The following is a 12,767-nucleotide window of genomic DNA, read 5'->3' on the forward strand; positions in this document are numbered from 1 at the left end:
GAACACAATGGCACGAGCCCAAGGGGCGCGGGCGCAGATGGCGCTTGCGTTCGAGACTACCTATGGAACGCCGCCCGTGGGCGGGTTCACCAAGATGCCCTTCGCCAGCACCTCGCTCGGCGCAGAGCAACCGCTGCTCAATTCCGAACTCTTGGGCTACGGTCGCGATCCGCTGGCGCCGATCAAGGATGCGGTTACGGCGGACGGCGATGTTGTCGTGCCGCTCGATGCCGAGGCCTTCGGGTTCTGGTTGAAGGCTGCCTTTGGTGACCCGACCACGACCGGCACCGGCCCCTGGACCCATGATTTCCAGTCAGGGTCCTGGACGCTGCCCAGCATGTCCATCGAGACCGGCATGCCCGAGGTGCCCCGATTTGCGATGTATTCCGGCAGCGTGCTCGACCAGATCAACTGGCAAATGCAGCGCTCTGGCCTGCTGACCGCAACGGCCCGGCTGGTGGCGCAGGGCGAGACGGTGGGCACGACGACGAATGCAGGCACGCCCGCCGCTCTCGAGTTGCAGCGCTTCGGTCATTTCAACGGGGCGATCACCCGCAACGGCTCCGCCCTCGGCAACGTCGTCTCGGCCGACATCACCTACGCCAACAACCTCGACCGCATCGAGACCATCCGCTCGGACGGTCGCATCGACGGGGCAGACCCGTCAATCGCTGCGTTGACTGGCTCCATCGAGGTCCGTTTCGCGGACCAGACGCTGGTGACACAGGCGATCAACGGCGATCCCTGCGAGCTTGAGTTCGCCTACGTCTTGCCCTCGGGCGAGAGTTTCACCTTCACGGTGCACGCCGTCTACCTGCCGCGCCCCCGCATCGAGATCTCCGGTCCGCAGGGCGTGCAGGCGACCTTCGACTGGCAGGCCGCCCGCGACAGCATTGTCGGGCGGATGTGCACAGCCACCCTGATCAATGACATTGAGGTATATTGATGCTGACGCTCGATCTGACAAACGCGCCGCGCTGGCATGACCTTGCGCCGGGTGTTCGGGTACAACTTCGCCCGCTGAACACTGCGCTGATGGTGGCGACCCGCAATGATCCTGCCGTTGAAGCGGTACCCGAGGATTCCTCGGACGAAGAGCGGGCTGTTGCCTTTGCCAAGGCGCTGGCGCGACGGGCGGTGCTCGCCTGGGAGGGCATCGGCGATGCGGACGGCAATCCCATCGATCACAGCCCCGATGCCATCGACGCGCTTCTCGATATCTGGCCGATTTTCGAGGCCTTCCAGCTGACCTACGTCTCCAAAGGCCTGCTGCTGGAACAGGAAAAAACGTCTCCGCGTCCTTGCCGAGTGGTCCTTCGGCGGGGGCGACCGATACTGCCAAGCCTGCGCGGAAGCGTGCGAAGACTGCCCATCGAGGCTGAACCGGCCCCTTACGCATGAGGGTTGGCAGGTCTGGGACCTCGTAGGTCGCCTCGGTGGTCAACTCCGCGTGCTGCCCGGTGCTGTGATCGGCTGGGATATGTCGGCCGCGCTCGCCCTTGGGGGCGCGCTTGGAATCCCGCCCCTCGCCATGGCCGAGCTGCTGCCCGTCATCGAAGCGGTGATGGTCGCGAAACTCAACGAACAGATGGATCATTCGAATGGCTGAGAAACGCGTCTCCGTCCGCCTTGCAGCTGTGGGCGGTCGACAGGTGCGCGCCGAACTGGAAGGTGTCGGCGAAGCCGGAGCGCGCGGCTTCGGACGGCTCAGCCGGGAAATGGAGGCAGCCAACACTCGGCTTGCGGCGTTCTCGCGACGGGTTCGGATTGCCGCTGCCGCTGCAGTGGCCGCCGCTGCTGCTGCTGGCGTCGCAATGGTTCGCTCGGGGCTTCAAACTGTCGATGCGCAGGCGAAGTTGGCGCAATCGCTTGGTACCACGGTAGCCTCGATCCAGACCCTCGAGCGCGCGGGCGAGCTGGCGGGCGTATCCATGTCCGGCATTGAACAGGCGACCAAGGACCTCACGCGCCGCCTCAGTCAGGCGGCCGCCGGGACCGGTCCCGCCGCTGATGCGCTGGACCGGTTGGGATTGTCTGCCACTGACCTGATTGCTCTACCGTTGGACCAGAGGGTGGGCGCGATCAACGCCGCCATCGAGGAATTTGTGCCCGCTGCCGAACGCGCTGCCGTGGCAGGCCAGCTTTTCGGTGAGTAAGGCTCCATCGCCATGAGCCGGATCGACACGGCGACGCTGCGCCAGGCATGACGGAGGATGTCCTCGCCTTCGGTGTCGTTGTCTCCGAGCAGGATGCCAACCAGATCGAGCGCACGAACGACGCCATCTCCCGGCTTGGGCTGATCTGGCGCGGGCTGTCGAACCAGCTCGCCGTCGCCGTGGCTCCGGCGTTGGAAGCCGTCGCCGACGCCATGGCGGCGGTCGTCAGCCGCACCGGCCCGCTCGGTATCGCGATCCGCGGTCTCTTCGACAACATCGGCCGCCTGACCACCTATGCCGCCACCTTCGCGGCCTTCCTCGCGGGCCGCTGGGTGGCTGGCATGGCCGCCGCGGCGCTCTCCGTCCGCGGTCTCGCCACGGCGCTGGTCGTCCTGCGCGGCGCGCTGATCCGCACCGGTATCGGCGCGCTGATCGTCGGCGCGGGCGAGCTCGTCTATCAGTTCACCCGCCTCGTCTCCGGTGCGGGCGGCTTCGGCGAAGCGATGTCCCTCCTGAAAGATCTCGCCGTCGAGGTCTGGGAGAGGATCCGCATGGGTGCGGCTGCGGCGGGTGCTGCGGCCACGGTGATGTTCTTCGACCTGAAGGCGGACGCAGCCTCGGGCATGCAGAGCGCCATCGAGAGCGTGGTGGCTTTTGGCAACACGGCCGTGAACACTTTTGAGGGTGCCTATGAGGCGATCAAGGCGATCTGGGGAATGCTGCCCGCCGCCATCGGCGATCTCGCGTTTCAGGCGGCCAACAGCCTGATCGACGGTGTCGAAGCGATGCTGAACAGCGTTGTTTCTCGGATCAACACATTCATCGGCGGGATCAATCAGGGGCTGGAAGCGCTCGGGTCGGAGCGGCGTATCTCGATCATCCCCGATCTCGAGCTGGGCCAGATCGAGAACCGGTTTGAGGGCGCAGCAACTGCCGCGACCACCGCCGCACAGAATGCCTTCGACCGTGCTTTTGAAGACAACCCGCTTTCCGCACCCGATCTCGGGCTCACCGCGGCGGCCAATACTGCGCTTGTCACGGCCAACACATATCGTGCCACGGCCCGCGATCTCGCCGAGGGGGCACGTGCGCCGCTCGCCAGCTGGCAGGCGCTGCGCGACGCGGTGCGTGGGACCAACGAGGCCAGTGCCGTCGCGCTGACCGAGGCCACAGGCGCGGCTGAGCGGCTGGAGACGGCGCTTGGCGATGCCGGACAGGCGGCCACGGGTGCAGGTGCTGCGGCCGGGGCTGCTGCCGCTGCCGCCGTACCAGACACCGACGCCGCCGTTTTCGGCTGGCAGGCGGTCACGGCGGCGCTGTCCGACTATGCCAGCAAAGCCAGCGAGATCGGCGGGGATATCGGACAGAGCCTCGTCAGCGCGTTTCAATCGGCCGAGAACGCGGTGGGCGACTTCGTCAAAACCGGCAAGCTGGATTTTCGCGATCTGGTCGCCTCGCTGCTGGCCGATCTCGCCAAGCTTGCGGCCCGACGGTTTATCCTCGGGCCGATCGCCAATGCGCTTTCCGGCGCGCTTGGCGGCGCGGGCGGTATCTTCGCGAACATCCTGCACGCGGGCGGGATGGTTGGGTCCGCGGGGTCGTCCCGCATGGTCCCGGCCATGGCCTTCGCCGCCGCGCCGCGCATGCATGGCGGCGGCATGGCCGGACTTCGTCATGACGAGGTGCCCGCGATCCTCCAGCGCGGGGAGCGGGTGCTGTCCCGCCGCGAGGCGCAGGCCTACGGCGCGGGCGGGGTCAACGTCACCATCATGGCCCGCGACGCCGAGAGCTTCCGCCAGTCCCGCACACAGGTCGCGGCCGACATCGCCCGCGCCGTGTCGCTCGGGCGGAGAGGCATGTGATGGCGTTTCACGAGGTTCGCTTTCCCGACAACATCAGCCGGGGTGCGCGCGGCGGACCGGAGCGGCGCACGCAGATCGTCGAGCTTGCCTCGGGTGACGAGGAACGCAACGCCAGCTGGGCGAATAGCCGCCGCCGCTACGACGTCGCCTACGGCATCCGCCGCGCCGACGATCTCGCTGCGGTCGTCGCCTTCTTCGAGGCGCGAAACGGTCGCCTGCATGGCTTCCGCTTCAAGGACTGGGGCGACCACAAGTCCTGCCTGCCTTCGGGCACGCCGTCGCCCACCGATCAGGCGATCGGCACCGGCGACGGCGCGACGACCGCCTTCCAGCTGGTCAAACGCTATGCTTCCGGCGGCCAGACCCTGGACCCGCACGATCACCAAGCCGGTCGCCGACACGGTGCGCGTCGCCCTCAACGGTGCGGAGCAGCCCACCGGCTGGTCTGTCGACACGACCACCGGCGTCGTCACCTTCGACAGCGCGCCCGCCGAGGGCGCCGTCCTCACCGCGGGCTTCGCCTTCGACGTGCCAGTCCGCTTCGACACCGACGCGCTCGATGTGACGCTCGACTTCGAGCGCCTCGGCTCGATCACTTCCATTCCGCTTCTGGAGATCCGACGATGAAGTCGCTCGACCCCGACCTGCAGGCCCATCTCGACGACGGCACGACCACGCTTGCATGGTGCTGGCGGATCACGCGGGCCGATGGCGTGACTTTCGGCTTCACCGATCACGACCGGACGCTGAGCTTCGATGGCACGGACTTCGAGCCTGAGAGCGGACTGACCGCCTCCGAGGTGCGCTCCGGCTCGGACCTCTCGGTCGACGCGCAGGACGCCGAAGGTGTGCTGTCCTCGGAGCGGATCACCGAGACCGACATTCTCGACGGCCGCTGGGACAACGCTGAGGTCGAGGTCTGGCGAGTGAACTGGGCAGACACCGGCCATCGCGTGCTGATGCGGCGCGGGGCCATCGGCTAGATCCGGCGTGGGAGGCTGGCCTTCGTCGCCGAGGTCCGCTCGCTCGCGCATGTGCTGGGCCAGACGGTCGGGCGGACCTTTCAGGCGACCTGCGATGCCGCGCTCGGCGATGCGCGCTGCGGCGTCGATCTGGAGGATCCGGCGTTCAAGGGCACAGGCGGCGTCATCGATCTCCTGCGAGACCGGGCCTTCACCGCCTCCGGGCTCGGCAGCTTCGAAGCCGGCTGGTTCGCCTTCGGTACCATCGACTGGACCAGCGGAGAGAACGCCGGGCGGCGAACCGAGGTGCTGGGCCATGACGTCACGGATGGCGTGGCGATCTTGACCCTGCTCGAGGCGCCGGTTCGATCCATTGGCGAAGGCGATGCCTTCACCATCCGCGCTGGCTGCGACAAGCGCATCGAGACCTGCGACGCGAAGTTCGCCAACACCTCCAACTTTCGCGGTTTCCCGCATATCCCCGGTCAGGATGCCGTGCTCCGCTATGCCACAAAGGATGGCGGACATGAGGGAAGTGTGTTGTGACGCAATCCCTCGCACCGACTGATCCGGCACACGTCATCGCCGTCGCGCGAGGCTGGCTGGGTACGCCGTATCACGACCAGGCGAGCCTGAGCGGCATCGGCTGCGACTGTCTTGGGCTGGCCCGTGGCGTCTGGCGCGAGGTTGTGGGTCCAGAGCCGTTCCCGATCCCGCCCTACAGCCGCGACTGGGGCGAGACCGGGCCGCGCGAGGTTCTGGCCGAGGGCGCGCGGCGGATGATGTCGGAAATTTCAGCTTCAGAGGCCGGTCCCGGCGCGCTGGTCCTGTTTCGGATGACGCCCCGCGCCATCGCCAAGCATGTCGGCATCCTCACCGGGCCATCCACTTTCCTCCACGCCTACGAGCGCCTCGGCGTCATCGAAGAACCACTCACACCATCCTGGCGGCGGCGCATCGCGTTCGCTTTCCTTTTCCCGCAGCGCTGAGATTTCCAAATGGCCACACTTGTTCTCGGTGCCGCTGGCGCTGCCATTGGCGGCAGCATTGGCGGCGCGATCCTCGGCGTCAGCGCCGCCACCATCGGTGGCTTCATCGGCTCCACCATTGGCTCGGTTGTCGACAGCTGGATCATTTCGTCATTGGCCCCAACCCAGCGGATCGAAGGCGCGCGGCTGGACAATCTGCGCATCACCTCGGCCACCGAAGGGGCGGTGATCCCGCGCCTCTATGGCCGCATGCGGATCGGTGGCAATATCGTCTGGGCGACGGATTTTCGCGAGGAGACAAAGACCACCACGCAGGGTGGTGGTAAGGGCGGCGGGGGTGGCGGAAAGGTCAAGACCACCGAATACTTCTACTATGCCTCCTTTGCGGTCGCACTGTGCGAGGGACCGATCACGGGCATTGGCCGCATCTGGGCCGACGGCAAGCTGCTGGACACCGCCGGGATCACCCGGCGCTGGTATCCGGGCGATGAGAGTCAGACGGCCGATCCGTTCATTTCCGCGAAGATGGGCGCGGCCAACACGCCCGCCTATCGTGGCACCGCCTATGTCGTTTTCGAGGACCTGCCGCTCGGTAACTATGGCAACCGCATCCCGCAACTGAGTTTCGAGGTATTCCGCCCGCTGGCTGATCCGGACACGGCAGAGGGTCTCACGCAGGCGGTCACCATGATCCCGGCATCCGGCGAGTTCGCCTATGCCACGCAGGGCATCCGGAAGGGCAGCGGCGGGTCGTTTGAGCCCGAAAACCTCAACGCACTGACCGACACCGCCGACATGGTGGTGGCACTGGACCGACTGCAGGCCATGGCCCCGAAAGTCGAAAGCGTGTCGCTGGTCGTTGCCTGGTTCGGCGACGATCTGCGCGCGGGCTCCTGCAAGGTGCGGCCCGGCGTCGAGGTGTCGGCCAAATCGACCACGCCGTCGGCATGGTCCGTGAATGGCGTCAGCCGCGCCAATGCCTTTCTGGTCAGCCGTGACGATCAGGATCGCCCCGTCTATGGCGGCACGCCCGCCGATTTCGCGGTGGTGCAGGCGATCCAGGAGATGAAGACGCGCGGGCTGCGGGTCACGTTCTATCCGTTCATCCTGATGGATGTGCCGCCGGGCAACACCCTGCCGAACCCGTATTCCGACAACGCTGCCGAGACCGGCCAGCCCGCGTTTCCTGGCGCGGCCGGATCACCTGTTCTCCGGCAGCGGGGTTCGCAGGGACCGTGGACAAGACCACCACGGCCGCAAGCCAGGTCGCGGCGCTGTTCGGCGCGGCGACGCCCGCGAGCTTCAGCGTCTCGGGCCAGTCTGTCTCGTGGACCGGGCCATCTGGCGACTGGGGCCTGCGGCGCATGTTGCTGCACTATGCCCATCTCTGTGCCGCAGCGGGCGGGGTCGACGCCTTCCTGATCGGCACCGAGATGCCGGGGCTGACGACGATCCGCTCGGGCGCGTCCACCTATCCGGCGGTGCAGGCGTATCGGGACCTGCTCGCCGATGTCCGCTCGATCCTTGGGTCTGGTACGGGAATTGGCTACGCGGCCGACTGGAGCGAGTATTTCGCGCACCAGCCGGGTGACGGCAGCGGTGACGTGTTCTTCCACCTCGATCCGCTCTGGGCCGATCCGGAGATCGATTTCATCGGCGTCGACAACTACATGCCGCTGTCGGATTGGCGCGACGGGTTTGATCATGCTGATGCGGCGCTGGCCCCAGCGATCTACGACCGGGGCTATCTGCAGAGTAACATCGCAGGCGGCGAAGGCTTCGACTGGTTCTATGCCAGCGCCGCCGACCGGTCCGCGCAGTTCCGCACGCCGATCACAGACGGTGCGGCGGCCAAGCCATGGGTGTTCCGCTACAAGGATCTGCGCGCCTGGTGGTCAAACGCGCATTACGACCGCCCGGGCGGGGTGGAAAGCGGGACGCCGACGGCATGGGCGCCGCAGTCGAAGCCGATCTGGTTCACCGAGCTTGGGTGTCCGGCCATCGACCGCGGCACCAACCAGCCTAACGTCTTCTTCGACCCGAAGTCGTCCGAGAGCTTTACGCCGCATTTCTCGCGGGGCTGGCGCGACGACGCCATCCAGCGTGCCTATCTCGAGGCGACATATCTCTGGTGGGGCGAAGCCGCGAACAACCCGGTGTCCTCGGTATACGGCAGCCGGATGGTGCACGTCCCCGAATGCGCCGCCTGGACATGGGACGCGCGGCCTTATCCTTTCTTCCCGGCGCTGACCGACATCTGGACGGACGGCGCGAACTGGCGACTCGGTCACTGGCTGACCGGACGGCTCGGGGCGGTGTCGCTGGCGGCGCTCGTCCGCCACCTCTGCCTGCGGGCGGGAATGCACGAGGCTCGGATCGACGTCACCGGTCTCTGGGGTGCGCTCGAAGGTTATGCGATTGGCGCACTGGAATCCCCGCGAGCGTCCATCACTACGCTGTCGCGGCATTTCGGCTTCGACGCAGTCGAGACCGAAGGCGTCATCCGCTTCATCATGCGCGGACGTGCCGCCGTGGCCAGCGTGACACACGATGATCTGGTCGCGGCCCGCGAGGGCGACGTTATGGAACTCACCCGCGCGCAGGAGACCGAACTGCCGCAGGCGCTCAAATGGCAGGTGGCACGCGCCGATGAGGATTACGACGCCGCCCTTGTCGAGGCGCGGCGCATCACCGTGGACACGACGCGGATTGCCTCGGAAAGCTTTCCCATGGCGGTCCCGCCAGAGGAGGCCGAGCGCCGCTGCCGCCGTGCACTGATGGAAGCTTGGACCGGGCGAGAAACAGCGGCGTTTCGTTTGCCGCCGTCGCGACTGGCGCTTGATCCGGCCGATGTCGTCACGCTCGCCCATGACGGGCGGCACATACCACTGCGGCTCGTCTCCATCGCGGATGCTGAAGCACGCGGGATCGAGGCCGTTCGCCAGGACCGGGAAGCCCACGACCTGCCACCCGGATCGCCACGACCGTCGTCTCTATCAAAGGCCGTGGTGTTCGGCGCACCCAAGGAAGTGTTTCTGGACCTGCCTCAGTTGACTGAGGATCAGCCCGCGCATCGGCCGTTCATTGCCGCCCATGCCGTTCCCTGGCCGGGCGAGATGGCAGTGTTTCGTAGCCCGTCAACGGATGGGTTTGAACTGCTGACGACCTTTGGCGGCCGGGCCCGGATCGGGACGCTGGTCTCGGATTTCTTCGCAGGCCCGACCTCGCGCTTTGATCTCGGCAATGCGCTGGTGATCGATCTGCTGACCGGGACACTGGAAAGCGTCACCGACCTGACGCTGTTCGGCGGGGCCAACGCGCTGGCCATCGAGAGTGCGACCGGCAATTGGGAAGTCCTGCAAGCAGGGAATGCCGAATTGATCGCGCCGGGCCGCTATAACCTGACGCGGCTGCTGCGAGGACAGCGCGGCACCGAGGGCGCCATGGGCGACCCGGCACCTGCAGGCACCCGCGTCGTCGTGCTTGACGACAGCCTAGCCACGCTACCCATCGCCGAAGCCGATCTTGGCATCCCGTGGAACTGGCGCATCGGCCCGGCAAGCCGGTCTGTCAGCGACGAGACCTATGTGGCGCAGACCTTCACGCCTGCGGGCGTCGGGCTGCGGCCGTTCTCCGTCGCCCATGTCGAGCAGCCATGGCGCAGGCCGCGCACGCCCGGCGATCTGACCATCCGCTGGACACGAAGGTCCCGCGCGCTTTCCGCCGACAGCTGGGGCGCGGTCGACGCGCCGCTCGCAGAGGAAACCGAGGCCTACGAGTTCGAGCTCCTATACGGCACCACAGTGAAGCGGGTGCTGAGCACGACCACGACCAGCGCGATCTACACGGCCGCCCAGCAAACGGCCGACTGGGGTTCGCTGCTGGGACCCGGCGACACGCTCGATATTCGCATTTTACAGCTCTCAGCCCTGATCGGGCGGGGTGGGGGCAGAACCGTCACGCTCCAACTCTGAGGACCGCTATGTCCGACACCACGACTAAACTGCTAATGCCCTACATCCTCGCGGCGCAGTCCCAGAAGCATGTCACCCACAACGAGGCCCTGCGACTGCTCGACGGGCTCGTGCAGCTTTCTGTCCTCGACCGCGATCTGACAGCGCCACCGGGAAGTCCCGCCGATGGCGACCGTTACATCGTAGCCAGCGGCGGCACGGGCGATTGGGCGGGCTGGGACCTGAACGTGGCGCTGTTCACCGACGGTGCATGGCTGCGCCTGCCACCGCGGACCGGCTGGCGTGCTTGGGTCGAGGACGAAGGTCTGCTGCTGGTCTACGACGGTGCTGGCTGGATCGGTACCACGCCCAACGAGTTGCAGAACCTAGCGCTGTTGGGGCTGGGCACGACCGCCAATGCCGCCAATCCGTTCTCCGCCAAGCTGAACGCCGCGCTCTGGACGGCGAAGACAGTGGCCGAGGGCGGCACCGGCGATCTCTTTTACACCATGAACAAGGAGGCCGCAGCCGACGATCTCGGCCTTACGCTCCAGACCGGCTTCGTGACGAAGGCGCTGGTCGGGCTCTTCGGCTCCGACCGCTTCCGCCTCGCGGTCTCGGCCGACGGCAGCACCTTCTTCGACGGGCTCAGCGTCGACAACACGAGCGGCATCGTCGACCAGCCCCGGCTGCCGCGGTTCAAGGCGTACACGAACTACGACAACTACGTGGGCGTCGGGACTTGGACGAAGATCGGCCTGAACAACACCGACTACAACGACCAGGGCGCGTTCGATGCAGCAAACAACCACTTCGTCGCCCCCGTGGACGGCACCTACCTTTTCGGCGCGACGCTGCTCTACAAGATCAACGCCAGCGCCACGGCCCGCATGCGCGGGCGGCTAGTGCTGAACGGGACCACGGAAATCCGCGGATCCCTCGGAGAAATCTCCGCGACCCACGTCTCGCTCGCCACCGCCATCTGGCTGCAGACCATGGTCCCGCTGATGGCGGGCGATACCGTCGAGCTGCAGGGGTTTTTCCGGGTCGCGGACGGCTACTTCGCCGCCGACCACACGTCCTTCTGGGGCTACAAGGCCGGTTGAGCGGCGGAAGGAGGATCTCGATGACACCACCCCGATCTGATCAGGGCTTCGTCCGCATGCCCGACGCCGAATTCGAGGCAACGCTGGCGCGGGCAGCCGAGAAAGGTGCCAAGCGCGCGCTCGCCGATGTCGGCCTCGATGGTGAAGAGGCTGCGCTCGATATCCGCGACCTGCGATCCTTGCTCGACTGCATCCGGCTTGTGCGACGCACCGCGATGCAGACCGCCGTCCGCATGATCACCACAGGCGTGATGCTGGCGCTGCTGGCCGGGATCGCGATCAAACTCAAGATATTTAGCAGCGGCCCGTAGCCGCTCACCATCCCCATTCATCGACCCAACCGCACCCGCCCTCGAGGCGGGTTTTTCGTTTCTGGAGGACATCATGACCACGACCTTTTACGACCATTGGCGCGACGTGCCGGGGAATACCTGGCGCTGGATCAACTTCTCGCCCGCCGAAATTGCCTGCCGCGGCACCGGCAAACTGCTGATCAACGAGCCCGCGCTCGACAAGCTGCAGGCGCTGCGTGACCGGCTGGGCAAGCCGCTGATCGTCCGCTCCGCCTATCGTAGCCCCGAGCACAACCGCGCCGTTGGCGGTGCCACGCGGTCGAAGCACCTCGAAGGCACCGCCTTCGACATCGCCATGGCGAACCAAGACCCGGTGGCGTTCGAGGCAGCGGCACGAGCGGTGGGTTTTCTCGGTTTCGGCTTCTACTCGCGGTCTGGCTTCATCCATGTCGATCTCGGCCCTGCGCGCCAGTGGGGTGAGCGGTTCCCGGTCCGGGCGACGGCCTTCGCCGAGGACACTCCGCCTGCGCGCGAGGTGCTTGCGCAAAGCCGGACCATGAAAGGTGGCGGAGCGGCCGGAGTGGCGACGCTGGGCGCAGCCGGGGTTGAGGTCGCGCAGAGTGTTCTTGCCGAGACCCAGTCCGCCGTCCTGCCGCTGGTCCCCTATCTGGATACGCTTCGCTGGGTGTTCATTGCTTTGGCGCTCATTGGCATCGCGGTCGCGATCTATGCCCGGCTTGATGATTGGAAACGGGGGAAGAGATGATCGCGACCATTTTCGGCTGGATCGCCTCCAGACCATCGGCGCGGGCCGCTTTGCGTTACGGAGCTATGGCTGTCGCCATCGTCGTGTTCCTGCTGTCGATCCGCCGCTCCGGCGAGCGCATGGGTCGCCTGACGGAAAGCCTCGAAACCAGGGAGAAGGCCAATGAAATCCAACGCCGGATGCTGGAAGCGGCGGCTCGCCGTCCTCGTGATCGCGACGAGCTGGTTGAACGGCTGCGCGACGGCGGGTTTTGAGACAGGTGGCGGGGCAGTATGCCCGCCGATCCCGGAGTACAGTCGGGAGTTTCAGGCAATGGCAGCCGAGGAATTGGCCTTGCTACCAGACGGATCAGCCGTAGTGGAAATGATAAGCGACTACGCTGTCATGCGGGATCAGGCGCGGGCGTGCAGGTATGGGGCGGCTCGCCCAACTTCGAATTAACGTGTGGCTTAGCTTTGCAAATAGATCGCAAAGGCATTTCCTCGAACGTTGTCGCTTTGGTGCTCGCACGCAGGTTGACAGACCTCTCTGAGAAAAGAGACTATAGATCAACGATCTCGATCGAGACCTAGCAACCATCGGAAAATTTCTTGGATTGTCTTCACCCATTCTGCCCCATGGGAACAGGAGCGCGTAGCTGGAACGACGTTGCAGAGCTTGTTGTTCCCGCAGGCGCCCGT

General features: G+C 66.2%; 11 protein-coding genes and 2 pseudogenes. All 13 read left to right on the forward strand.

Annotation, left to right across the window (positions count from 1 at the left end; all coding sequences use genetic code 11):
- Positions 1–7: 7 nt before the first annotated feature.
- The 13 genes and pseudogenes from AC0L7U_RS01665 to AC0L7U_RS01725 all read left to right on the forward strand — a co-directional run bounded on the left by AC0L7U_RS01665 (position 8) and on the right by AC0L7U_RS01725 (position 12,341).
- On the forward strand, positions 8–946 hold the full coding sequence (locus tag AC0L7U_RS01665) for a phage tail tube protein (protein WP_473693300.1): 939 nt from the start codon (positions 8–10) through the stop codon (positions 944–946).
- Positions 946–1,401 (forward strand): hypothetical protein, encoded by a 456-nt coding sequence (locus AC0L7U_RS01670; RefSeq protein ID WP_473693302.1) that lies wholly within the window; start codon positions 946–948, stop codon positions 1,399–1,401. The genes AC0L7U_RS01665 and AC0L7U_RS01670 overlap by 1 nt, the downstream gene beginning before the upstream one ends.
- 49 nt (positions 1,402–1,450) lie before the next feature.
- Positions 1,451–1,609: a DUF7697 family protein gene (locus AC0L7U_RS01675; protein WP_473693304.1), complete on the forward strand. Its 159-nt coding sequence runs from the start codon at positions 1,451–1,453 to the stop codon at positions 1,607–1,609.
- Complete coding sequence (locus AC0L7U_RS01680) at positions 1,602–2,156, forward strand: hypothetical protein (RefSeq protein WP_473693306.1); 555 nt, start codon at positions 1,602–1,604, stop codon at positions 2,154–2,156. Before AC0L7U_RS01675 ends, AC0L7U_RS01680 begins: the two co-directional genes overlap by 8 nt.
- A 47-nt stretch (positions 2,157–2,203) precedes the next feature.
- Positions 2,204–4,018 carry a phage tail tape measure C-terminal domain-containing protein gene (locus tag AC0L7U_RS01685; RefSeq protein ID WP_473693308.1) on the forward strand — a complete coding sequence of 605 codons (1,815 nt, stop codon included), beginning with the start codon at positions 2,204–2,206 and terminating at the stop codon, positions 4,016–4,018.
- A pseudogene (locus tag AC0L7U_RS01690) lies at positions 4,018–4,645 on the forward strand (phage distal tail protein, Rcc01695 family). Before AC0L7U_RS01685 ends, AC0L7U_RS01690 begins: the two are co-directional and overlap by 1 nt.
- A gap of 23 nt (positions 4,646–4,668) precedes the next feature.
- Positions 4,669–5,526 (forward strand): annotated as a pseudogene (locus AC0L7U_RS01695) (DUF2163 domain-containing protein); the annotation flags it as partial.
- A complete protein-coding gene (locus tag AC0L7U_RS01700; protein ID WP_473693310.1) occupies positions 5,523–5,969 on the forward strand; it encodes an NlpC/P60 family protein in 447 nt (148 codons plus the stop codon). The pseudogene AC0L7U_RS01695 and the gene AC0L7U_RS01700, both read left to right, overlap by 4 nt.
- A gap of 1,235 nt (positions 5,970–7,204) precedes the next feature.
- Positions 7,205–9,943, forward strand: coding sequence for a baseplate multidomain protein megatron (locus tag AC0L7U_RS01705; RefSeq protein ID WP_473693311.1), 2,739 nt, complete (start codon positions 7,205–7,207; stop codon positions 9,941–9,943).
- A gap of 8 nt (positions 9,944–9,951) precedes the next feature.
- Positions 9,952–11,028, forward strand: coding sequence for a DUF2793 domain-containing protein (locus AC0L7U_RS01710; protein WP_473693313.1), 1,077 nt, complete (start codon positions 9,952–9,954; stop codon positions 11,026–11,028).
- Between the two features lie 20 nt (positions 11,029–11,048).
- On the forward strand, positions 11,049–11,339 hold the full coding sequence (locus AC0L7U_RS01715) for a DUF6127 family protein (RefSeq protein ID WP_473693315.1): 291 nt from the start codon (positions 11,049–11,051) through the stop codon (positions 11,337–11,339).
- A 73-nt stretch (positions 11,340–11,412) separates the two neighbouring features.
- Positions 11,413–12,087, forward strand: a complete 675-nt coding sequence (locus tag AC0L7U_RS01720) for a YcbK family protein (protein WP_473693317.1) — start codon at positions 11,413–11,415, stop codon at positions 12,085–12,087.
- A complete protein-coding gene (locus AC0L7U_RS01725) occupies positions 12,084–12,341 on the forward strand; it encodes a hypothetical protein (protein WP_473693319.1) in 258 nt (85 codons plus the stop codon). The genes AC0L7U_RS01720 and AC0L7U_RS01725 overlap by 4 nt, the downstream gene beginning before the upstream one ends.
- Positions 12,342–12,767 lie beyond the last annotated feature (426 nt).

The sequence above is a fragment of the Roseibium sp. 10G30-5 genome, from assembly GCF_055809635.1.

Coding starts and splice junctions, on each gene's coding strand:
- AC0L7U_RS01665 (WP_473693300.1), top strand. CDS start 8: ATGGCACGAGCCCAAGGGGCGCGGGCGCAGATGGCGCTTGCGTTCGAG.
- AC0L7U_RS01670 (WP_473693302.1), top strand. CDS start 946: ATGCTGACGCTCGATCTGACAAACGCGCCGCGCTGGCATGACCTTGCG.
- AC0L7U_RS01680 (WP_473693306.1), top strand. CDS start 1,602: ATGGCTGAGAAACGCGTCTCCGTCCGCCTTGCAGCTGTGGGCGGTCGA.
- AC0L7U_RS01685 (WP_473693308.1), top strand. CDS start 2,204: ATGACGGAGGATGTCCTCGCCTTCGGTGTCGTTGTCTCCGAGCAGGAT.
- AC0L7U_RS01710 (WP_473693313.1), top strand. CDS start 9,952: ATGTCCGACACCACGACTAAACTGCTAATGCCCTACATCCTCGCGGCG.
- AC0L7U_RS01715 (WP_473693315.1), top strand. CDS start 11,049: ATGACACCACCCCGATCTGATCAGGGCTTCGTCCGCATGCCCGACGCC.
- AC0L7U_RS01720 (WP_473693317.1), top strand. CDS start 11,413: ATGACCACGACCTTTTACGACCATTGGCGCGACGTGCCGGGGAATACC.
- AC0L7U_RS01725 (WP_473693319.1), top strand. CDS start 12,084: ATGATCGCGACCATTTTCGGCTGGATCGCCTCCAGACCATCGGCGCGG.